Source organism: Sphingomonas sp. P4_G2 (assembly GCF_056401155.1).
Map to the genome: position 1 here is coordinate 201,666 of NZ_JBFUJY010000003.1, position 20,613 is coordinate 222,278.

At 65.1% G+C, this 20,613-nt stretch carries 18 protein-coding genes and 2 pseudogenes; 3 read left to right on the forward strand and 17 right to left on the reverse strand.

What is annotated here, in order from left to right; all coding sequences use genetic code 11:
* Positions 1 to 234: 234 nt before the first annotated feature.
* From AC1DRD_RS10540 to AC1DRD_RS10595, 12 genes and pseudogenes are all read right to left on the reverse strand, one after another.
* Positions 235 to 2,259, reverse strand: a complete 2,025-nt coding sequence (locus tag AC1DRD_RS10540; RefSeq protein ID WP_478041350.1) for an ATP-binding protein — start codon at positions 2,257 to 2,259, stop codon at positions 235 to 237.
* 3 nt (positions 2,260 to 2,262) lie between these two features.
* On the reverse strand, positions 2,263 to 2,814 hold the full coding sequence (locus AC1DRD_RS10545; RefSeq protein WP_478032343.1) for a hypothetical protein: 552 nt from the start codon (positions 2,812 to 2,814) through the stop codon (positions 2,263 to 2,265).
* 17 nt (positions 2,815 to 2,831) lie between these two features.
* Positions 2,832 to 2,933 (reverse strand): annotated as a pseudogene (locus AC1DRD_RS10550) (biotin carboxylase N-terminal domain-containing protein); the annotation flags it as partial.
* Between the two features lie 278 nt (positions 2,934 to 3,211).
* Positions 3,212 to 3,301, reverse strand: a pseudogene (locus tag AC1DRD_RS10555) (biotin carboxylase N-terminal domain-containing protein); the annotation flags it as partial.
* Between the two features lie 13 nt (positions 3,302 to 3,314).
* Positions 3,315 to 3,671 carry a hypothetical protein gene (locus AC1DRD_RS10560; RefSeq protein ID WP_478041351.1) on the reverse strand — a complete coding sequence of 119 codons (357 nt, stop codon included), beginning with the start codon at positions 3,669 to 3,671 and terminating at the stop codon, positions 3,315 to 3,317.
* A complete protein-coding gene (bioB, locus tag AC1DRD_RS10565; RefSeq protein ID WP_478041352.1) occupies positions 3,668 to 4,660 on the reverse strand; it encodes a biotin synthase BioB in 993 nt (330 codons plus the stop codon). Before bioB ends, AC1DRD_RS10560 begins: the two co-directional genes overlap by 4 nt.
* Positions 4,657 to 5,004: a hypothetical protein gene (locus tag AC1DRD_RS10570; RefSeq protein WP_478032340.1), complete on the reverse strand. Its 348-nt coding sequence runs from the start codon at positions 5,002 to 5,004 to the stop codon at positions 4,657 to 4,659. The genes bioB and AC1DRD_RS10570 overlap by 4 nt, the downstream gene beginning before the upstream one ends.
* Complete coding sequence (gene scpA / locus AC1DRD_RS10575) at positions 5,001 to 7,142, reverse strand: methylmalonyl-CoA mutase (RefSeq protein ID WP_478041353.1); 2,142 nt, start codon at positions 7,140 to 7,142, stop codon at positions 5,001 to 5,003. The genes AC1DRD_RS10570 and scpA overlap by 4 nt, the downstream gene beginning before the upstream one ends.
* Before the next feature lie 40 nt (positions 7,143 to 7,182).
* A complete protein-coding gene (locus tag AC1DRD_RS10580) occupies positions 7,183 to 7,977 on the reverse strand; it encodes an enoyl-CoA hydratase-related protein (protein ID WP_478041354.1) in 795 nt (264 codons plus the stop codon).
* Between the two features lie 217 nt (positions 7,978 to 8,194).
* A complete protein-coding gene (gene mce, locus AC1DRD_RS10585; protein ID WP_478041355.1) occupies positions 8,195 to 8,614 on the reverse strand; it encodes a methylmalonyl-CoA epimerase in 420 nt (139 codons plus the stop codon).
* The gene (locus AC1DRD_RS10590; protein ID WP_478041356.1) at positions 8,611 to 9,138 is read right to left on the reverse strand and encodes a hypothetical protein; all 528 of its coding nucleotides are present in this window, start codon (positions 9,136 to 9,138) and stop codon (positions 8,611 to 8,613) included. Before AC1DRD_RS10590 ends, mce begins: the two co-directional genes overlap by 4 nt.
* Positions 9,139 to 9,154: 16 nt before the next feature.
* A complete protein-coding gene (locus AC1DRD_RS10595; protein ID WP_478041357.1) occupies positions 9,155 to 10,681 on the reverse strand; it encodes an acyl-CoA carboxylase subunit beta in 1,527 nt (508 codons plus the stop codon).
* A gap of 102 nt (positions 10,682 to 10,783) precedes the next feature.
* Between AC1DRD_RS10595 and AC1DRD_RS10600 the strand changes: the two genes are divergently transcribed.
* From AC1DRD_RS10600 to AC1DRD_RS10610, 3 genes are all read left to right on the forward strand, one after another.
* Positions 10,784 to 12,190 (forward strand): helix-turn-helix domain-containing protein, encoded by a 1,407-nt coding sequence (locus AC1DRD_RS10600; RefSeq protein WP_478041358.1) that lies wholly within the window; start codon positions 10,784 to 10,786, stop codon positions 12,188 to 12,190.
* Between the two features lie 319 nt (positions 12,191 to 12,509).
* Complete coding sequence (locus tag AC1DRD_RS10605; RefSeq protein WP_478032331.1) at positions 12,510 to 12,839, forward strand: hypothetical protein; 330 nt, start codon at positions 12,510 to 12,512, stop codon at positions 12,837 to 12,839.
* A 302-nt stretch (positions 12,840 to 13,141) separates the two neighbouring features.
* Complete coding sequence (locus tag AC1DRD_RS10610; protein ID WP_478041359.1) at positions 13,142 to 15,052, forward strand: S9 family peptidase; 1,911 nt, start codon at positions 13,142 to 13,144, stop codon at positions 15,050 to 15,052.
* A 151-nt stretch (positions 15,053 to 15,203) separates the two neighbouring features.
* Here AC1DRD_RS10610 and AC1DRD_RS10615 read toward each other — a convergent pair whose 3' ends face one another.
* The 5 genes from AC1DRD_RS10615 to AC1DRD_RS10635 form a co-directional block, all read right to left on the reverse strand.
* Complete coding sequence (locus tag AC1DRD_RS10615) at positions 15,204 to 16,271, reverse strand: cell wall hydrolase (RefSeq protein ID WP_478041360.1); 1,068 nt, start codon at positions 16,269 to 16,271, stop codon at positions 15,204 to 15,206.
* A gap of 368 nt (positions 16,272 to 16,639) precedes the next feature.
* Positions 16,640 to 16,987: an ATP-dependent Clp protease adapter ClpS gene (gene clpS, locus AC1DRD_RS10620; RefSeq protein ID WP_478032538.1), complete on the reverse strand. Its 348-nt coding sequence runs from the start codon at positions 16,985 to 16,987 to the stop codon at positions 16,640 to 16,642.
* A 235-nt stretch (positions 16,988 to 17,222) separates the two neighbouring features.
* On the reverse strand, positions 17,223 to 18,203 hold the full coding sequence (locus tag AC1DRD_RS10625) for a phosphoribosylaminoimidazolesuccinocarboxamide synthase (RefSeq protein ID WP_478041361.1): 981 nt from the start codon (positions 18,201 to 18,203) through the stop codon (positions 17,223 to 17,225).
* Positions 18,204 to 18,375: 172 nt separating this feature from the next.
* Positions 18,376 to 19,122, reverse strand: a complete 747-nt coding sequence (locus AC1DRD_RS10630) for a phasin family protein (RefSeq protein WP_478041362.1) — start codon at positions 19,120 to 19,122, stop codon at positions 18,376 to 18,378.
* Positions 19,123 to 19,300: 178 nt separating this feature from the next.
* Positions 19,301 to 20,512 (reverse strand): diguanylate cyclase domain-containing protein, encoded by a 1,212-nt coding sequence (locus AC1DRD_RS10635; protein WP_478032323.1) that lies wholly within the window; start codon positions 20,510 to 20,512, stop codon positions 19,301 to 19,303.
* Between the last annotated feature and the right edge of the window lie 101 nt (positions 20,513 to 20,613).

The following is a 20,613-nucleotide window of genomic DNA, read 5'->3' on the forward strand; positions in this document are numbered from 1 at the left end:
ATATGTCTTATTTTGTCGCAATCGGGCCGGATCGGTTCATCTTCGGCGCTTCGCTGTCGCGGTGCCGGCCCCGCATCGGGTGAACAGCGCCCCGCGCTGTTCAGGCCATGCGGGGCATGGCCGACCCAACGCGCCCACCCGACCTCCCAATCAGGATATTCTATGGGAGGTCGGGTGGGGGAACGGGCCGGCACCGCAACCGTTTCAGCTTAGCTGAAACAGACTCCAAGCTGCCTATTCGAGCTCCAGAATCACTTGATCGACCGCCAGGCTGTCGCCGGCTTTCGCCGCCAGCGATTTGACCGTCGCCGCCTTTTCGGCGCGCAGGATATTCTCCATCTTCATCGCCTCGACCACCGCGAGCGGCTGGCCGGGCTGGACCGCATCGCCTTGCTTGACGTCGAGCCGGACGAGCAGTCCGGGCATCGGCGCGATCAGGAATTTGGACAGATCGGGCGGGATCTTCTCGATCAGATGCTCGGCATAAGGCGCGACATGCGCGGGCAAGGTGCGCGCGACATGCGAGGCGCCGCGCGTGGTCAGGCGGAAGCCGGTGCGCGTGCGCGCGATCCGCACGGTCAGGTCCTCGTCGCCGAGCTCGGCAGTGACGATATGGTCGCCGGGCGTATATTCGAGCGCCAAATCGAGATCGTCGCCATCGACCACCACGCCGTCGGTCGAGATTTCGACCTGATGATCCTGGCCGTCGATCCGCACCGTCCAGGCCGAGGGCGGACGCAGGCGCTTGCCGAGCTGACCGTCGATCCGCCGCGCGCGATCGGCCTCCGCCGTCGCGGCAAAGGCGGCGACCGCGGCCAGCGCCTTGAGCAGATCGGGCGCGGCCGGCGCGCCGGTGAAGCCGTCGGGATATTCCTCGGCGATGAAGCCGGTGGTCAGCGCGCCGTCGCGAAAGCGCGGATGCTGCATCAGCGCCGACAGGAAATCGAGATTGTTGCCCGGGCCCTCGATCGCGAATTCGTCGAGCGCCGCGATCTGGCGGTCGATCGCTTCCTCGCGGGTCGGCGCCCAGGTGATCAATTTGGCGATCATCGGGTCGTAGAACATGCTGACTTCGCCGCCTTCGAGGACACCGTCGTCGACGCGAACCTTGGCAAACCCCTCCCCTTTAGGGGAGGGGTTTGGAGATTGGTGGCTGTCGGCCGCCGGCGGCTCGTACCGCACCAGCCGCCCGATCGAGGGCAGGAAGCCGCGATACGGATCCTCGGCATAGACGCGGTTCTCGATCGACCAGCCATTGATCTTGACGTCGCTCTGGCCAAACGACAGCTTCTCGCCGGCGGCGACGCGGATCATCTGCTCGACCAGGTCGAGGCCGGTAATCTCTTCGGTCACCGGGTGCTCGACCTGGAGCCGGGTGTTCATTTCGAGGAAGTAGAAGCCCTCACCGCTGGTGTCGGCGCCCGACACGATCAGCTCGACGGTACCGGCCGAATAATAGCCGACCGCGCGCGACAGCGCGACCGCCTGCTCGCCCATCTTGCGCCGCATCTCCGGCGACACGAACGGCGAAGGCGCTTCCTCGACAACCTTCTGGTGGCGGCGCTGCACCGAGCATTCGCGTTCGTTCAAATAGACGATGTTGCCGTGCTGATCGCCGAGCACCTGGATCTCGATGTGGCGCGGGCTCTCGATGAATTTCTCGATGAACACGCGGTCGTCGCCGAACGAGGCGAGGCCCTCGCGCTTGGTCGCCTCGAATCCTTCGCGCACGTCCTGCTCGCTCCAGGCAAGCCGCATGCCCTTGCCGCCGCCGCCGGCCGAGGCCTTCATCATTACCGGATAGCCGATGTCGCTGGCGATCTTCACCGCCTCGTCGGTGTCCGCGATCTCGCCGAGGAAACCGGGCACGACATTGACCCCCGCCTCCTTGGCCAGCTTCTTCGATTCGATCTTGTCGCCCATCGCCGCGATCGCGTTGGGCGGCGGGCCGACGAAGGCGATGCCGGCATCGGCACAGGCACGCGCGAAGCTCTCGCGCTCGGACAGGAAGCCGTAGCCGGGATGGATGCAGTCCGCGCCGGTGATCCTGGCGGCGTCGAGGATCAATTCGGCCTTGAGATAGCTCTCCGCCGCCGGCGCCGGCCCGAGCCGCACCGCTTCGTCGGCCATCAGCACATGCGGCGAGCGCGCATCGGCGTCGGAATAAACCGCGACCGTCGCGATCCCCATCTTCTTCGCCGTGCGGAACACGCGGCAGGCAATCTCGCCGCGATTGGCGACCAGGATTTTCTTGAACATTGGCTACCCCAGAAGACCCTGCCACCAGGACAAGGGATAAATTTCGACATTGATGAAGAGATTTTGGCCGCGATCGCCATCGCCATCGGCGGTCATGTGGAGCTTGCGCGTCGCAGTGCGATTCCACCACCACTCACCGTCGGCGCCGGGTTCATGCCCAGTCAGCCGGGAAAGCGCCGATTTCATCGATCGCAGTGAAGGCGCGGCCGGCGCTTCAACCAACAGCGAACATATCCGGGCACCGTTGGAAAGCGGCTGACCCAGCAACACAGTCACGTTCGGCACTGCCCATGCATCAAGCGCAAGCGGATTGGATGGTTCTGCCCGCTGCTTGCGCGTGAATCGCCAGCCAGTCGCTTTCAGTGCATCCTGGAACTCGCCAAGATTGTTCGAATGGTCGAAACATTGTTGGGCCGCCAGTTGTGCGATCTTAGGGCCATTTCCTGCACGATCGCTCGTGGACAGGAGGCCAACCGCAGTAACTTGCGATCGGGCTGTACATCCGCCGATGGCCGCCGTGCAGCCGAGCAAAAATGCGATTAGGGCAATCCTCACTCCGCCGCTTCCCTCACATCGCGCTGAACCTCTACCGTCGCGGTCCCCAATTTCTTCGCTGTGCGGAACACGTGGCAGGCAATCTCGCCGCAGTCGGCGACCAGGATTTTCTTGAACATCAGCGAGCCTTTTTTGCCCCGGCCGTTGAACCGAACGGCGGCGAAATAGATCGCGATGGCAGGCAGAAGCACGCCCAGCGGACCAACAACCCCGAGGATTCGCCAGAGCAATGCCTGCCCTTGCGTGTCGCACTCGATCCCCGGTGCCAACCCGCAGGGAGCTCCCAAGGCCAGAAACCCGAGCGTCAGCGCCCCTGCCCAATATAAGCAGCTAAGCGCAATCGCGGTTCTCGGCCGCAAATTCATTCCGCGGCCTCCATCACCGCACGCTGCTCCGCCGCCATCGGCGCCAACCTAATTTTCTTCGCGGTGCGGAACACGCGGCAAGCGATCTCGCCGCGATTGGCGACCAGGATTTTCTTGAACATCAAAGTCTTCCGATCATTGCAACGCCGCGAATTTCACCCTCCGACGTTCGAGTTTTTCAAGCTTCTTGGCTTCCGGAATTCCCGTTTTGTCGACGGATGTGAGCCACTTGTGAAAGTCGCTCCGAGCGAATTTTTGACCCAGTTCGCTGAGCTGAGACCAGCGAATAGTAAGATCGGGCCGCCGCTCGACAGCCACGCCGTCGACGAGCAATCCCTTTGCTGCGAGGAACTCGGCAAAGACATATTGGCTTTCGGCTGCTTCACGATTCCAATTCGGATCCGCGCGCTCGCCGGATTCGTCAGATATCGTGACCTTCTGCGCCAACATGCTCGGCACATCGACGATGACAAAATCGGCTGGCGCGCTCATTCCGCCGCCTCCATCACGTCGCGCTGTTCGGCCGCCATCGAGCTCAGGCCAAGCTTTGCGAACAGCGCCGCGTCCTTGTCCTCGCCGGCATTGCCGGTGGTCAGCAGCTTCTCGCCGGTGAAGATCGAGTTGGCGCCGGCGAGGAAGCACAAGGCCTGCGCCGCTTCCGACATGCTCTCGCGCCCGGCCGACAAGCGAACCATGCTGCCCGGCATGGTGATCCGCGCGACCGCGACGGTGCGGACAAACTCGATATCGTCGATCTTGGCGAGCGGCGTGTCGGCCAGCATGTCGCCGAGCACCGTCCCCTTGACCGGCACCAAGGCGTTGATCGGCACGCTCTCGGGATGAACCGGCAGGCTGGCGAGCGCGTGGATGAAGCCGACGCGGTCGGTGCGCGTCTCGCCCATCCCGACGATGCCGCCGCAGCACACGTTGATCCCCGCGCCGCGGACATTGTCGAGCGTCTCGATCCGGTCCTCGAAGCTGCGCGTCGAGATGACGTTGGCGTAATTTTCCGGCGAAGTGTCGATATTGTGGTTGTAGTAATCGAGCCCCGCCTCGCCCAGTGCCCGCGCCTGATCGGGCGTCAGCATGCCGAGCGTCATGCAGGTTTCCATGCCCATCTCGCGCACGCCCTTCACCATCTGGACCAGCGCGGGGATGTCCTTGTCCTTGGGATTGCGCCACGCAGCCCCCATGCAGAAGCGCGATGAGCCATTATCCTTGGCCTCGGCGGCGGCCTGGAGCACGGCGCGGACGTCCATCAGCTTGGTCGCTTTAAGCCCGGTCTCGTGGCTCGCGCTTTGCGAGCAATAGCCGCAATCCTCGGGACAGCCGCCGGTCTTGATCGAGAGCAACGTCGAGAGCTGCACCTCGTTCGCCGCGTGATGCGCGCGATGCACCTCGGCCGCGTGGAACACGAGCTCGGTAAAGGGGCGGTCGAAAAGGGCGGCGATTTCGTCGCGGGTCCAGTCGGAACGGGTCATGCCTTTAGGGTCCGGGTAAAGAGGTAGATGAACATGCCGACGCCGACCGAGAGCAGGACGGGAGCGGCGATGCGGTAGAGATTGACGCTCTTGCCGAGCGGCTCGCGGCGGTATCGCGCACGGACGATTTCCCCCGCGCCAGTGAAGGAAATGAGCGCGGCACCGCCAAGGACAATGAGCACGGCGATGATCATGCCACGCGACAGGTCCTTTGCATTGGGCACGAGCGCCAACACACCGCCCAGCGAGACGATGCAGAGCGACGTCAGGTGCTTGAAATAGTCGTAGAGCAATGTTTCGTCGCTCTGCCCGGTTTCGACCAATTCCTCCTCGATCTCGGTCATTGCGCAGCCTCTTCTTCAGGGGGCATATTGTGACCGAGCAGGCGGAGGACATCCTCCGCCGCCTTGATCAGATTGGTGCCGGGGCCGAAGATCGCCTGGACCCCGGCCTCGCGCAGGAAATCATAGTCCTGCGCCGGGATCACGCCGCCGGCGATCACCTTGATGTCGGCGCGGCCGGCATCGCGGAGATGGCCGATCAGTTCGGGGATCAAGGTCTTGTGCCCCGCCGCCAGGCTCGACGCGCCGACCACGTCGACATCGCTGTCGAGCGCGAGCATCGCGGCTTCCTTGGGGGTCTGGAACAGCGGGCCCGGCACCACCTCGAAGCCGAGATCGCCGAACATCGAGCTGACCAGATTGGCGCCGCGATCATGCCCGTCCTGTCCCATCTTGGCGACCAGCATGCGCGGCTTGCGGCCAAGACGGCGCTCGGTCGCGGCGACGCCCGACAATAGATTCTCCCAGCGCGAATCCTGGCCATAGGCACCGCCATAGACGCCCGAGACCGGGGTCGGCTTGGTGCCGTAGCGCCCGAAGACGTCCTCCATCGCCGACGATATCTCGCCCAGGGTCGCGCGCTGGCGAGCGCAGTCGACGGCGAGGGCGAGCAGATTGGCGCTGCCTTTCGCCCCTTCGCGCAGCGCATCGAGCGCGGCCTGGCACTTCGCCTCGTCACGCCCTGCCTTGACCCGCTTGATCCGCGCGATCTGCGACTCGCGTACCGCATGGTTGTCGACGTCGAGGATGTCGATATCGTCTTCGTCGGCGAGCCGGTATTTGTTGACCCCGACGATCACGTCCTCGCCGCGGTCGACCCGCGCCTGGCGCCCTGCCGAGGCTTGCTCGATCATCGCCTTGGGCCAGCCTTGCGCAACGGCATTGGCCATGCCGCCCTCTCCGTCGACGCGTTCGATGATTTCCCAGGCGCGGTCGTACAATTCCTGGGTCAGCGCCTCGACATAATAAGAGCCGCCGAGCGGATCGACGACATGGGTGATCCCGGTCTCTTCCTGCAGCACGATCTGGGTATTGCGCGCGATGCGGGCGGAGAAGTCGGTCGGCAGCGCGATCGCTTCGTCCAGCGCATTGGTGTGGAGGCTTTGCGTGCCCCCCAGGGCCGCGGCCATCGCCTCGACCGTGGTGCGGATGACGTTGTTATAGGGGTCCTGTTCCTGCAGCGACACGCCACTGGTCTGGCAATGCGTGCGCAGCATCTTCGAGCGCTCGTCCTTGGCGCCGAGGTCGCTCATCACGCGGTGCCACAGCTTGCGCGCGGCGCGCAGCTTGGCGACTTCCATGAAGAAGTTCATCCCGATCGCGAAGAAGAACGACAGCCGCCCAGCGAACTTGTCGATATCGAGCCCCGCCGCCATCGCCGCCTTCGCATATTCGCGCCCGTCGGCGATGGTGAAAGCGAGTTCCTGGACCTGCGTCGCGCCGGCTTCCTGCATGTGATAGCCGGAGATCGAGATCGAGTTGAATTTCGGCATATGCGCCGAGGTATAGGCGATGATGTCCGCGATGATCCGCATGCTCGGCGCCGGCGGATAGATGTACGTATTGCGGACCATGAACTCCTTGAGGATGTCGTTCTGGATGGTGCCGTCGAGCTGCGCCTGGGGCACGCCCTGTTCCTCGCCCGCGACGATGAAGAACGCCAGGATCGGGATCACCGCGCCGTTCATCGTCATGCTGACCGACATCTGATCGAGCGGGATGCTGTCGAACAGGATCTTCATGTCGTCGATCGTGTCGATCGCGACGCCCGCCTTGCCGACATCGCCGGTCACGCGCGGATGGTCGCTGTCATAGCCGCGATGGGTGGCAAGATCGAACGCGACCGACAGTCCCTTCTGCCCCGCCGCCAGGTTGCGGCGATAGAAAGCGTTCGATTCCTCGGCGGTCGAGAAGCCGGCATATTGGCGGATCGTCCAGGGCCGCCCGGCATACATCGATGCGCGCACGCCGCGCGTGAAGGGGGCAAAGCCGGGCAGGCCGGGATCGATGCCGGCGACATCCTCGGCCGTGTAGAGCGGCTTGACCTCTATCCCCTCCGGCGTGTGCCAGATGAGGTCCTTGCCCTTCACTTCCTTGGCGGCGAGCGCCTTCCAGTCGTCGGGAGTCGGGTTGGTCGTCATGATCGTGTCCGGCCCCCGAAAGGGCGCTCCTTCTCTTGCCTCAGGCGCCCTTGAACTCGGCCTTGCGCTTCTGGAGGAAGGCCATGCCGCCTTCCATCGAATCCTGCGTCGCACGCGCGGCGCGCTGATTGTCGGCCTCGCGCTGCATCGCCGCGGCGTAATCGCTCTCCAGCGCCTCGTGCAGCTGGCGGCGCATCATGCCGAGCGCGACGGTCGGCCCCGCCGCCAGCCGTTCGGCCAGCGCCAGCGCCTCGGCATCGAGCGCGTCGTCGGCGACCTGTTTGTGGATCATGCCCCAATCGACCGCCTTGGCCGCGGGCACGCGTTCGCCCAGCATCATCATTTCCGAGGCCCGCGCGCGCCCGATCAGTCGGGTCAGCATCCAGCTTGCGCCGCCATCGGGGACCAGCCCGATATTGACGAAGGCCTGGAGGAAATAGGCAGTGTCCGACGCGACGCAGAAATCGGCCGACAGCGCCAGGCTGCAGCCGATCCCGGCGGCCGGCCCGCGCACCGCGGTCACCACCGGCACCGACAGCTCGGCGATCGCGGCGAGCGTGGGATTGTAGCTGCTGGTCAGCGCGTCATAGGTCGCCTGGCCCGGATCGAGCCCGCGCTCGCTCGCCATCAAGGCACCGCCACCGACATCGGCCCCCGAGCAGAAAGCGCGGCCCGCCCCGGTGATCAGCACCGCGCGCGCGCCGCCGAGATCGGCCAGCGCCTCGCGCATCTCGACGAACATCGCCGGCGGCGCGGCATTGAGGCGATCGGGACGGTTGAGCGTCACGACCAGCACGTCGCCCTTCCGCTCGGACAGGATGTGTTCGTAGGCCATTCGGTTCCCCTCTTTTCCTCCCTCGCCCCTGGAAGGGGAGAGGGATACCGAAGCTTGGCAGCTCGCTGCCTAGCGAAGGTTGGGAGAGGGGTCCGCGAAGCGAAGCTTCGCGCGGTCGCTTTGCGACCGCTTACCCCTCACCCAGCTCCGACTAAGGCCGGCTTCGCCGACCTAAGTCTGCGCAACCCTCTCCCACAAGGGGAGAGGGAGTTAAGCTTCAATGCCCCTCCTTGGGCGTCTCCATGATCTCGGTCAGCACCCCGCCCATGTCCTTGGGATGGACGAAGAAGATCGGCGTGCCGTGTGCGCCGATGCGCGGCTCGCCGAGCACTTTCGCGCCCTTGCCCTCGAACCAGGCCTTGGCTTCCATAATGTCCGCGACCTCATAGCAAAGGTGGTGCTGGCCGCCCGCCGGGTTCTTGTCGAGAAAGGCGCGGATCGGCGATGCCTCCCCCAGCGGCTCGATCAGCTCGATCTGCGTGTTGGGGGTGTCGACGAAGCACACTTTCACCCCTTGCGCGGGCAGATCGAACGGATCGTGGATCACGGTCGCACCCATCACGTCGCGCCAATAAGGGATGGCGTCGGCGATCGACGGCGTCGCCACCCCGACATGATTGAGGCGGCCGAGCTTCACTTATCCGCCTTTTTGCCGTCCTTGGGTTCGGGCGCGCGGACCGGCGGCTGGCCAAGCGTATAGCCGCACGCCGCCAGCACCGTGGTGATCGGCTGCGCGCTCGCCGGGCCGGCGAAGGTGGCATCGACCGGCTCGCCGGTGGTGGTCGTGGTATGGACCTTGATCGTCTTGGCCGCGGCCAAGGCGGTGGTCAGGGTGGTCACCGCGACGTCGTCGCGCTGGAACGCGCCCTGCGGCACGAATTCCCAATTGTCGATCATCGGCGTGTTGGCGTCGAAGGTCAGCGACACCGGCCGCGCCGGCGGGCCGCCGAGCGACGTGCGGCTGAACAGCTGGACCGACACGACCTTCGCCTTGCCCGCGTCGCAGCGCACGACGAGCTTGGCATTGCCGTCGGCCGACGGCGCGCTGGTCACCGTCGTGGTGATCGTGGGGTCGCTGCTGGGGCGCGGCGTCACCGTCCACGGCGCGACCGCCGCCGGAGCCGGCGCGGCCTGGAGCAACAGGGCAACGAGTGAAATCATGAGGGGCGGCCTTTCTTCAAAGCGGAATGTTGTCGTGCTTCTTCCACGGATTCTCGAGGCTCTTGTTGCGCAATTTGCGCAAGCCCAAAGCGATGCGCCGACGCGTCGAATGCGGCTGGATCACTTCGTCGATGAAACCCTTGGCCGCGGCGACGAACGGATTGGCGAAGCGCGCCTCATATTCGGCGGTGCGTTCGGCGATCTCATCCGGTGTTTTGCCGCGGAAGATGATCTCGACCGCGCCCTTGGCGCCCATCACCGCGATCTCGGCGGTCGGCCAGGCGTAATTGAGGTCGCCGCGCAGATGCTTCGACGCCATGACGTCATAGGCGCCGCCATAGGCCTTGCGGGTGATGACGGTGATCTTGGGCACGGTCGCCTCGGCGTATGCGAACAGCAATTTGGCGCCGTGCTTGATGATGCCGTTATGCTCCTGGGCGGTGCCGGGCAGGAAGCCGGGGACGTCGACGAAGGTGACGATCGGGATGTCGAACGCGTCGCAGAAGCGCACGAAGCGCGCGGCCTTCTTGGACGAATTGATGTCGAGCACACCGGCCAGCACCATCGGCTGGTTGGCGACGATGCCGATCGTCCGCCCCTCGATCCGGCCGAAGCCGCAGATCACGTTGCCGGCGTGCTTGGGCTGGATTTCGAAGAAATCGCCTTCGTCGACCGTCTTCCGGATCAGTTCGTGCATGTCATAAGGCTGGTTGGCCGAGGCCGGGATCAGGGTGTCGAGGCTGTCCTCGATCCGATCCCAGGGATCCGATGACGGACGTTCGGGTACGGGCTCGCGGTTGGATGCTGGCAGGAAATCGATGAAATCCCGCGCGGCGAGCAGCGCCTCGATATCATCCTCGAACGCATTGTCGGCGACCGAGGTCTTGGTGGTGTGGGTGACCGCACCGCCCAAGGCCTCCTGCGTCACCACTTCGTTGGTCACCGTCTTGACCACATCGGGGCCGGTGACGAACATGTAGCTTGAGTCCTTCACCATGAAGATGAAGTCGGTCATCGCCGGCGAATAGACCGCGCCGCCCGCGCAGGGACCCATGATCAACGAGAGCTGCGGCACCACGCCCGAGGCGAGCACGTTGCGCTGGAACACCTCGGCATAGCCGCCGAGCGAGGCGACGCCTTCCTGGATGCGCGCGCCGCCCGAATCGTTGAGGCCGATCACCGGCGCGCCGACCTTCATCGCCATGTCCATGATCTTGCAGATCTTTTGCGCGTGACGCTCGGACAGCGAGCCGCCGAACACGGTAAAATCCTGGCTGAACACGAACACCAGCCGGCCGTTGATCGTGCCCGATCCGGTGACCACGCCGTCACCCGGGATGATCTGGTCCTGCATGCCGAAATCGACGCAATTATGCTCGACATACATGTCGAGCTCCTCGAACGAGCCCTCATCGAGCAGCACCTCGAGCCGCTCGCGCGCGGTCAGCTTGCCCTTGGCGTGCTGCGCGGCGATGCGCTTCTCTCCGCCGCCCAATCGGGCCGCGGCGCGCTTCTTCTCGAGTTCGGCGATGGTCGACGACATGGAGACTCCTTCAGGACCCGACCTCTTTCCCCTAGCAGCCCGCCTTCGCAACTGTAATGTTGCAAACTTGCCGAGGGTAGGTTTGCAAACTATTCGGTGGGCATGGCCGAAGGCATCCGCCGTATCTTCGCCGGACACCGGATCCGCGCGCTGCGCCAGCGGCTCGGCCTGAGCCAGCGCGCGCTGGCGGCGCAGCTGTCGGTATCGGTCAGCTATTTGTCGCAGATCGAGAATGGCGACCGTCCGATCACGCCATTGGTGATGGTCGCGCTGGCCCGCGCTTTCCCCACCGATTGGGAGACGATTGCCGCCGCCGACGAAGGCATGCTGCTGGTCGACGCGATCGAGGCATCGAGCGACCCCAGCGTGCCCGATGCGCGGCTCGATGAAGCGACGTTGCGCCGCGGCGCGCGGCAACAGCCGCAGCTGGCACGGCGGATGGTCGCGCTCCACGCCGCGTTCCGCCGCTCGCAGGAGCAGTTACGCGCGTTCGACGACCGGTTCGAGGCCGGCGCGGCCGAAGCGGCGCGCTTTCCCTGGGAGGAAGTGCGCGACTGGTTTCACGCCGAACGCAATTATGTCGACGCGCTCGACCGCGCGGCCGAGGCGATCGCGGAGGAGATGGGCGCGGATGCGATCGATCGCCTTGCGCTCGAGGCGCGGCTCGGCCGGCGCTTCGGGATCAATGTCGTCGCCGATCGCGAACTCGGCGGGCCGGTGCGCGCCTACGATCCCGAGGCGCGGCTGTTACGGCTCGACCCGGCCTTGCCCGAGGCGAGCCAGCGCTTCGCGCTCGCACACCAGCTCGCGCGGCTCGAATTCGCCGAATTGATCCGCGACATCGCCAGCGCGGGGATCGCCTCCGATGCCGGCCGCGCGCTGCTCGCCGCCGGGCTGACCAATTATGCCGCGGGCGCGCTGGTTATGCCTTATGCCAGGTTCCGCGCCACGGCCCGCGAGCTGCGCCACGATATCGACCGGCTGAGCCTGCGGTTCGGGGTCAGTTTCGAACAGACCTGCCATCGCCTGTCGACGCTGCAGCGCCCCGGCGCGGCGGGCATCCCGTTCTTCTTCTGCCGCGTCGACATGGCGGGCAACATCACCAAGCGGCATTCGGCGACGCGCTTCCAGTTCGCGCGGTTCGGCGGCGCGTGTCCGCTCTGGGGCGTACACGAGGCGGTCGCGATTCCCGACCGCATCGCCGTCCAGCTCGCCGAAACGCCCGACGGCACGCGCTACGTCTCGATCGCCAAGGGGCTGGTCAAGCCGTCGGGCAGCTTCACCCGCAGCCCGCGCCGCTATGCGGTGACGCTCGGCTGCGAGGAAGCGCATGCCGCCGATTTCGTCTATGCCGACGGCCTCCGCGCCGATGACGTGGCGACGCCGATCGGCGTGTCGTGTCGCATCTGCCCGCGCAGCGATTGCGACCAGCGCGCCTTTCCGCCGGCGGCGAGCGAGATCCATATCGATCCCGACGCGCGCGGGCCGGTGCCCTATTCGTTCGGGTAATAGTCTCCCCTCCCTGCTTGCAGGGAGGGGGCAGGGGGTGGGTGCGCGCGTCTGCGCGCCCAAAAAAAAACTAAAGAGCGCTCGTCAAAACAGCGACGGACGAGGCATCGAGCCTCGTCCGCGCTCACCCACCCCTAACCCCTCCCTTGCAGGGAGGGGAAAGTGGAACTCCCGACAGCCGCCGTTCATCTACCTGAACGAACCCGACGCGCTCGCGATCATCCGCGACACATTGGTACATTTCCCGGCACAGATCGGCGACACTTAGGGCCGAAATCGTCTCTCGACCGCTCGATCGGTCGCGTAAGGAGTGAGAGACATGAAAAAGCTGACTGTTGTGTTGATGGGGCTGGGCTTTGCCACCGCCGCTTTCCCCGCCGTTTCGGTCGCCGCGCCGTTCGCGCCGCTCAACCAGCGCGCGCAGATGATCCAGTCGCGGATCGACCAGGGCATCCGCTCGGGCAATTTGAATCGCCGTGAGGCTTTCCAGCTGCAAGGCCAGCTGCGCGGCATCCAGAAGCTCGAATATCGTTACCGCATCTCGGGCGGACGGATCGACATGCGCGAGCGCGCCGATCTTGAGCGCCGCTACGACGCGCTGAGCGCCAAGGTGCGGTTCGACAAGCATGACGGCCAGCGCCGCTGGTAGTCGGGTTTGCGCAGGAGGGCGCAATGAGAGGGGCCGGGAAACCGGCCCCTTTTTCGTAAGCCAAAACCCTCTCCCGCTTGCGGGAGAGGGAGGGGCCCGCCGCCGTCAGGCGGTGGGAGGGTGAGGGTCTTCTTACTTCTTCTGCCTCGGCAAACGCCTGGAAGAAGAAAGAAGACCCTCACCCAACCCTCTCCCGCGCGCGGGAGAGGGCTTTTAGCTATCGATAGGCTCTCGCTTCCCGGGCTTGCCTATCCCTAGCGACGGCGTATCGATCGCATCCTTCCCTCCCCATGGAGTCGCCGATGCGTCTTGCTCTTGCCGCCGCCTTGCTCGCCGCCACCTCCGCGCCCGCGCTCGCGGCGCCGCTTCATTCCTATTCGGGGCTGGCGCTGTCCGCCGCGGGCGATCGCGTCGCCAGCGTCGAGGAAGAGGAAGGCGCCACCGCCAAGCCCGCGCATGGCCGGATCGTCGTGCGGTCGGCCAAGGACGGCAAGATCCTGGCGACGCTCGATCCCTGCACGCAATGCAGCTATTCGGGGCTGACTTTCGGGCCGGGTGGGGCGCTTGCCTATCTGCAGCGCGATCGCGCGAGCGGCGTGGTCGCGCTGGCGCTGGCCGACGGCAAGACCACGCGCACCATCGCCAGCGTGAAGGGCATCGCCCAGGCTCCGCGCTTCTCCCCCGACGGCAAGAAGATCGCGTTGCTGGTGACGCTCAACGCTGCCAAGGAATCGGGTGCGACCCAGCCCGGCGTCCGACAAATTGGCGAGATCGGCGAGAAGAGCGACGAACAGCGGCTGGCGGTGTTCACCCTGGCGGGCGCGCCGGTGACCGACGTCAAGCCGGTCTCCCCCGCCGACCGCTATGTCTACGAATATAGCTGGACGCCGGACGGCACCGGCTTCGTCGCGACCACCGCGCTCGGCAATGGCGACGATAATTGGTGGGTGGCGACGCTCGATGCGATCGACGCCACGACCGGCGCGGTGCGCCCGATCGCGCGACCCAAGACCCAGATCAACGCGCCGCGCGTCTCGCCCGACGGCAAGACAATCGCCTATATCGGCGGGCTGATGAGCGATTTCGGCTCGGTCGGCGGCGACATCTGGACGGTGCCGTTCGCCGGGGGCGAACCGGTCGATATGACCAAAGGCGAGAAGGCGAGCGTGACCTCGCTCAGCTGGACCAAAGGTGGCCTGCGCGCCACGCGGCTGGCCGGCCCCGACATGCAGATCGCGGCACCGGGCGCCAAGGGTACGACGGTGTTGTGGGCACAACCGTCGAGCTTCGCCGCGGAAGACGGACGCGCAGCCTATAGTAGCGACGGCGCGACGGTCGCGACAATCGTGTCGGACTTTGAACACGCCCCCGCTATCTATGCCGGGCCGGCGCGCAGTCCCCGCAAGATCACCACCGACAATGACGGCCAGGTCGCGCTGGTGAAGGCGCGCAGCATCAGCTGGAAGAATGACGGTTACGACGTGCAGGGCTGGCTGCTGACACCGGTCAATGCCGATCCTGCCGTGAAGGCGCCGATGATCACCATCGTCCATGGCGGACCGGCCTCCGCCAATGTCCCCAAATTTTCGTCGATGGGCGGCCTGCCGAGCCTGGTCCGCGCCGGCTATTACGTGTTCCTGCCCAATCCGCGCGGCAGCTATGGCCAGGGTGAGGCGTTCACCATGGCCAATCGCCGCGATTTCGGCGGCGGCGACCTGCGCGACATCCTGGCCGGGATCGACGCGGTCGAGAAGGTCGCGCCGGTCGACGACAACCGGCTCGGCCTGACCGGCGGCAGCTATGGCGGGTTCATGGCGATGTGGGCGAATACCCAGACCAACCGCTTCAAGGCGATCGTCGCCGGCGCGGGCCTGTCGAACTGGATCAGCTATTACGGCACCAACGGCATCGACCAGTGGATGATCCCGTTCTTCGGCAAGTCGGCCTATGACGATCCCGAGCCTTATGTGAGGGCATCGGCGATCACCTATATCAAGAAGGCGCGCACCCCGACCTTCATCTATGTCGGCGAGCGCGACATCGAGGTGCCGCCGACCCAGTCGATCGAATATTGGCATGCGCTCAAGGAACTCGGCGTGCCGACCAGCCTGGTGATCTATCCCGACGAAGGCCATGGCATCCGCGGCGCCGACCACGCGGCCGACGTCCAGCGGCGGACGGTGGCGTGGTTCGATCAGTATCTGGGGAAATAGGACCGGCCACTCGTCATCCCAACGGCCGCTATCCGTCATCCCAGCGAAAGCTGGGATCTCGTGCGGCTCTTGCGTCGCGCCATCGCCAAAGATCCCAGCTTTCGCTGGGATGACGGGAGTTTGGGATGACGGTTGAGGAGCGGGCCCGCCGTTATTTCAGCGGCTTGCCCGAATCCTTCCAGCGGTCGAGGATTTGCGACGCGCCGGGCAGATTGTCCTCGGCCGGCGGCGGCGTTGCGCGGGCGACGCTGGTGTCCTGATATTTGGGCTGGATCAGCGCGATATTGGTGCTCGGCGCGGGCGGCACCGCCAGTCCCGGGACGCCCGGCGCCGCTATTCCTGGCGTATAGGCCGCGAACTGAGTGGAGGGCAGCGGCGTCAGCGGCGGGGCTATCTTGGCGTGCGGTCCCGGCACCGGCTCGCCGCCGCGATAGCGCGCATTGCTGAACGCGGCGGGGGTGCCCCAATAGCCTTTCCAGCGATGGAAGAAATGCATGCCGATCGCGTCGGTCATCACCAGGCTGCGGTTCCAGGACGGCGTCACCGCATAGGTATGATAGTGCGTCGCGAGCCCGACTCCGCGCACGACATAACCGCTGAGCGCCTCGAGCGCGAAGCGCCGCGCGCGGTCCATCGCCGAGCGCATCGGCACGCGCGCCATCGACCCGTCACAGGCATAACTGAACTGGCAGCCGGTGCTCTTTTCCGAGCCCTGATAGACCACCCCGCAGACGGTCGAGGGAAAGGCCGGGTGGCGGACGCGGTTGAGGATCACTTGCGCCACGGCGCGCTGGCCTTCTTCACTCTCGGAGGCCGCTTCGTAATAGATCGCGGTCGCCAGGCAATCGAGCGCGCGTGCCTTGTCGAGCGCGCTGGCGCCGGCCATCGAGAAGGGCTGGGCCGGGCGCACGGTGCCGTCGGTGTCGGGCGTCAGATCGGCATTGGCCGGAACCGGCAGATCGGGCAACGCGGTGGTGCCGGTGGTGCCCGCGGTCGGCGCCGCTTGCTCCTCGGCGACGAAGAACAGGGCCGCGCCGGGGAAATGATCCTCGCTCTCATAGCCGATCGGCGGCAGCGGCGGTGCCTCGGCCTTGGCCTGGGCAGCATAATAAGCGATCACCGCGGCCTTGGCCGACACGGCGAGCATGGGCACGCCGACCAGTCCCGCGAGCAATGCCACGCGAGTCTGCCGGACCGTCCAGTTGCGCCAATCGATCACGTGCGAGCGATGTCCTTCGTCTTTGCCCGACACATCGTCCCGGGCGCGGAGCGCCTTACCGCAAAAAGCTTACCGAAGCGCCCACGGAATCAGCCGTGTCCCGCGGCGAAACGCTTGATGGTTAATGTAATTTTGCGGGGCGGAGGCGCGGCCACGCCCGCGCCGGTGCGCCCGCGCACCGCCCCGCACGGCCGGCGGACGAGGCTAAGCCTCGATCCAGCCGACGGCTTTGCCAGCGGCGTGAAGTTCCGGATAAATCACTTTCCTCGTGTTCCTGCGAAAGCAGGAACCCAGGGTGATGAGGTACTTCACTGCCCTGTGCTCCTGCTTTCGCAGGAGCACATGAACCGAGGATCAGAGCTTCGAACTCACGCCTTTTCGAGCGTGCATTGCAGCGGATGCTGGTTCTGCCGCGCGAAGTCCATCACCTGGCTGACCTTGGTTTCGGCGACTTCGTAGCTGAACACGCCGCACACCCCGACGCCCTTTTGGTGGACGTGGAACATCACCCGAGTCGCTTCCTCGGTAGTCATGCGGAAGAAGCGCTGCAGGCACAGCACGACGAATTCCATCGGCGTGTAATCGTCGTTGAGCATCAGCACGCGGTACGGCGTGGGCTGCTTGGTCTTCGTACGGGTACGCGTGGCGAGCCCGACGCCGGTGTCGTTGTCACCGTCGTTGCCGCTACCGACCCCATCGGGATCGTTGGCCATCATGAAATCGGGGTTTCGCATATCAGATCGCAAAATATGGCATTGCGGTGCGCCGGGGCAAGAGGGTGCGGCGCACGTTAAGTGCTTTTCGTCGTTGGAGGTGTGAATGCGCGCCCCTGAACGTATCTGAGCGCAACTTACGTGGGGCTATGTTCGCTTGAGCAATATCCGGCTGGCATGACCAGGCGGCGGCTTTCGCGATGCGGACGATGGAGGCTAAGCGGCCGACTCGGCGCGTTCAATGCATGTCGAAATATGGCGCCAGATTCGTGCGGATACGCTCCAACACCGTGCCGCCCCCCAGATCGGGCGCGAACGAACGGCCGGTGATCGTCTCGAAGGCTTCGGCATAGACGGCGGCGGTGCCGGCGATCAGCTGTTGCGGGATTTCGGGGATCGGGTCCTTGTAGGGGTCGCATTGCGTGGTCACCCATGACCGCACGAAGTCCTTGTCGAAACTGTCAGGCCGCTCGCCGGCCTCGAAACGCAACTGGTAGCTGGACGCTCGCCAATAACGACTGCTGTCCGGTGTGTGAATCTCGTCCGCCAGGACGATCGCTCCGTCGGGCGCGACGCCAAATTCGTACTTCGTGTCGGCCAGGATCAGCCCGCGTTCCTCGGCATTCTTCTGCCCACGCGCGAACAACGCCAGCGCGGTGGCGCTGAGTTCGTCCCATTGCGCCGCGGTCAGCAGCTTGCGCGCGAGGATTTCCGTCGGCGTCAGCGGCTCGTCGTGCCCGCCGTCGAACTCCTTGCTGGTCGGCGTGATGATGGGCTCGGCGAGCTTGGCATTGTCGCCCAGTCCATCGGGCAGCGTCATGCCGTACATGGCGCGTTGCCCCTTTTTGTAGAGGGTCAGGATCGAGGTGCCGGTGGTTCCCGCCAGATAGCCGCGCACCACGATTTCGACCGGCAGAATCTCCAGTCGACGGGCGATCAGGACGTTGGGATCGGGATAATCGAGCACATGATTGGCGCAGATATCGGCCGTCTGCTCGAAACAGAACCGCGCCGTCTGGGTCAGCACTTCGCCCTTGAACGGAATGGCGCAGAGGATGCGATCGAACGCGCTCAGCCTGTCGCTGGCAATGATGATCCGGCGCCCGTCGGCCAAATCGTAATTGTCGCGGACCTTGCCGCGATAATGGTTGGGTAGTTCAGGGATGGCGGCATCGACCAGGACGCGCGACGAGAAGGCGGCGAAATCGATAGATGGCATGCACTGATCCTGGAGGCCCGGCGGGATATTTTGCCTAGCCCGGCCCGCTGACAATGTCAGCCAGCGACGCCATCATCCCAAACGAAAAGGCCAAACGAAAAGGCCAAACAAAAAGGGCGGCCGCCGGATGGCGACCGCCCTTTCGATGTCTCACCGAAGGTGAAGGTGACGCTTACGCGGCGACCTTGATCTTCTCGGCGGCGATCGCGACGCGGTTCGAAATCGGCTTGGCGACATCGCCGGCCAGCTTCAGCATCGCTTCGGTGTTCTTCGAGCTCTCGGCGACGAACGAGTCGAACTGGCCACGGACGAAGTCCGCCTGCAGCTTGAAGAACTCGGTCGGCGACTTGACGGCGGCGAAGCCCTTCAGCGCGGCGGTGGTGCCTTCGAACTGCTTGCGCGCATAATCGGCATAATCCTGGCCGAGCGTCTCGAAGCCCTTGGCCGCAATCTTGCCCGACTCGACGAGCGCTTCGACGTTACCCTTGCCGAACTCGTTGATGTCTTCGAACGCCTTGGCGCCCTTTTCGGCCGCGGCCTTCGCCTTGTCGCTGAATTCCGCGAAATAGGCCTGGCCCTTGTCGGCGGCTTCCTTGATGGTGTCGTTCATCTTGATAACTTCCTTTTCGATGGTGGCCGGCGCCTCTTGGGCGGCTGCGGCGACGGTTTCGGTCACTGTTTCGGCAATTTTTTCGACTATCGGGGTCTCGACTGCGGGGGTCTCGACAGGCGCGGTTTCTAGGACGGGCGCCATCGGCTGCTCTACGGCAGGGGTTTCGGCAACGATCGGAGCGGGAGTCGGCACGGGCTTCGTTTCGACGGGAACCGAAGCCGGCTTGGTGGATTTGACAGGCGTGCGCTTCACCGGCGCCTTGGCTGCGGGTTTCGCCGCCTTGGTTACGGGGGTCTTGCTCACCATCACATCCTCCGCGGCATCATTGCTGCATTGCACAAAATAGGGCTTGGGAGGCAAAGGTCAAGCGATTTTTGTGCAGTGCAACATAAGCGTCACAACGGTCACGAAACCGTCGCCTGGCAAGGCTTGAGGCACTGTTCTGGCAGAGCGGTTGCGCCCAGCCCCGTCATCCAATCGCCGGTTAGGCGACTGCCCGCTTGTCGCTCATCCGGTCGTCGGACGTGCAGAAATGGAGCTTGCCTTTCCCGCCGCCCTTGCAGCGGTAAAGCGCCGCGTCGGCGCAGGAGAGCAAGGTTTCCAGTTCGCGGCCGAATTCGGGCATCATGGCGATCCCGACGCTGGCCGAGATGCGTACCCAATCGCCGTCCGCTTCGTACGGCGCGCTCAATTGCCTGATCATCCGTCGCGCCAGCATTTCGGCTTCGCTCCGGTCGCGGACATGCGTCTGCAAGACGATGAATTCGTCCCCACCGAGCCGCGCCACGGTATCTTCGGCCCTGACGAGTCCTTCGAGCCGACGCGACACCTGTTGCAGCACCGAATCCCCGGCGAGATGGCCCAGGCCGTCATTGACCGCCTTGAACCCGTCGAGGTCGATGAAATGCAGCGCCAGTTGCTCGCCCTGTGCCGCGGCGATCAGGCTGCTGTCCTGAAAGCGCTCGCGCAGCAGCAGGCGATTGGCCAGACCGGTCAGCGCGTCGAATTTCGCCAGCAACGCCATGTCATGCTCGGCCGTCAGATGCCGTACCGCCGACCGATAGAGATGCCTGACCGATTGCAGGCTGAGCATGGTGATCATCGCAACAAGGAAAGCTTCGGTGGCGAACAGCGGAGCGTGAAGTTCGATCGGGTTCGGCTCGACGGCGTGAACGGCGAGCGCGGCGACGGTCGGCACGGTCGCAAGCAACAGGCTGATCACGCAGATCACCGGGCGGATCGAAATCCGGGAAACGATGCCCGCGCCGAAGCCGAACACCAGGCTCACCGTGATCAGGTGCAGGAGCGGGAAATGGTAGTTCAGGACGTAGACATTGAGCAGACCAAGCAGGGCCCCGAACGCATAGGCGCCGATCGCGTACCGCAATTCCCAGCGGCCGAGCTCGGCGTCGGCGACGGGACGCGCGCGGTCATAGGCGCGCAGGACCAGCAGCCGGACGACCGTGAGCAGCGCCGCGGCCAGCGCCAGGAAGGCGATGACCGGATCCTGCCATTCGCGCGCGACGAGACCCGCAATCGCCGCCGTCACGATGCCCATGCCGAGAATCGGCAGCCGCATGTCGAACAGCGTGTCGATGAATTCGCGACGGACCGGTGCGGGAAGCGGGACTTCCTGAAGAAGGAGCCTGATGCTCCGCCGCCGATCCCGCGACAAGCGTTGGTCGGAACGTCTCACGCCCCCAGTTTAGGCGGAGTTGGTTAACACATCGCATCCTCCGCCTCGGGAAATACACAGGTGTTTGAGCGATTTACCGGCGCAAGTCGCGCTGCTCGCGC

Bases quoted from the DNA above. Each gene is read 5' to 3' on its own strand.
- AC1DRD_RS10630 (WP_478041362.1), bottom strand. From the start codon at position 19,122: ATGGTGAGCAAGACCCCCGTAACCAAGGCGGCGAAACCCGCAGCCAAG.
- AC1DRD_RS10560 (WP_478041351.1), bottom strand. From the start codon at position 3,671: ATGAGCGCGCCAGCCGATTTTGTCATCGTCGATGTGCCGAGCATGTTG.
- bioB (WP_478041352.1), bottom strand. From the start codon at position 4,660: ATGACCCGTTCCGACTGGACCCGCGACGAAATCGCCGCCCTTTTCGAC.
- AC1DRD_RS10600 (WP_478041358.1), top strand. From the start codon at position 10,784: ATGGCCGAAGGCATCCGCCGTATCTTCGCCGGACACCGGATCCGCGCG.
- AC1DRD_RS10570 (WP_478032340.1), bottom strand. From the start codon at position 5,004: ATGACCGAGATCGAGGAGGAATTGGTCGAAACCGGGCAGAGCGACGAA.
- AC1DRD_RS10625 (WP_478041361.1), bottom strand. From the start codon at position 18,203: ATGCCATCTATCGATTTCGCCGCCTTCTCGTCGCGCGTCCTGGTCGAT.
- AC1DRD_RS10580 (WP_478041354.1), bottom strand. From the start codon at position 7,977: ATGGCCTACGAACACATCCTGTCCGAGCGGAAGGGCGACGTGCTGGTC.
- AC1DRD_RS10605 (WP_478032331.1), top strand. From the start codon at position 12,510: ATGAAAAAGCTGACTGTTGTGTTGATGGGGCTGGGCTTTGCCACCGCC.
- AC1DRD_RS10610 (WP_478041359.1), top strand. From the start codon at position 13,142: ATGCGTCTTGCTCTTGCCGCCGCCTTGCTCGCCGCCACCTCCGCGCCC.
- AC1DRD_RS10595 (WP_478041357.1), bottom strand. From the start codon at position 10,681: ATGTCGTCGACCATCGCCGAACTCGAGAAGAAGCGCGCCGCGGCCCGA.
- AC1DRD_RS10590 (WP_478041356.1), bottom strand. From the start codon at position 9,138: ATGATTTCACTCGTTGCCCTGTTGCTCCAGGCCGCGCCGGCTCCGGCG.
- AC1DRD_RS10540 (WP_478041350.1), bottom strand. From the start codon at position 2,259: ATGTTCAAGAAAATCCTGGTCGCCAATCGCGGCGAGATTGCCTGCCGC.
- scpA (WP_478041353.1), bottom strand. From the start codon at position 7,142: ATGACGACCAACCCGACTCCCGACGACTGGAAGGCGCTCGCCGCCAAG.
- clpS (WP_478032538.1), bottom strand. From the start codon at position 16,987: ATGATGGCCAACGATCCCGATGGGGTCGGTAGCGGCAACGACGGTGAC.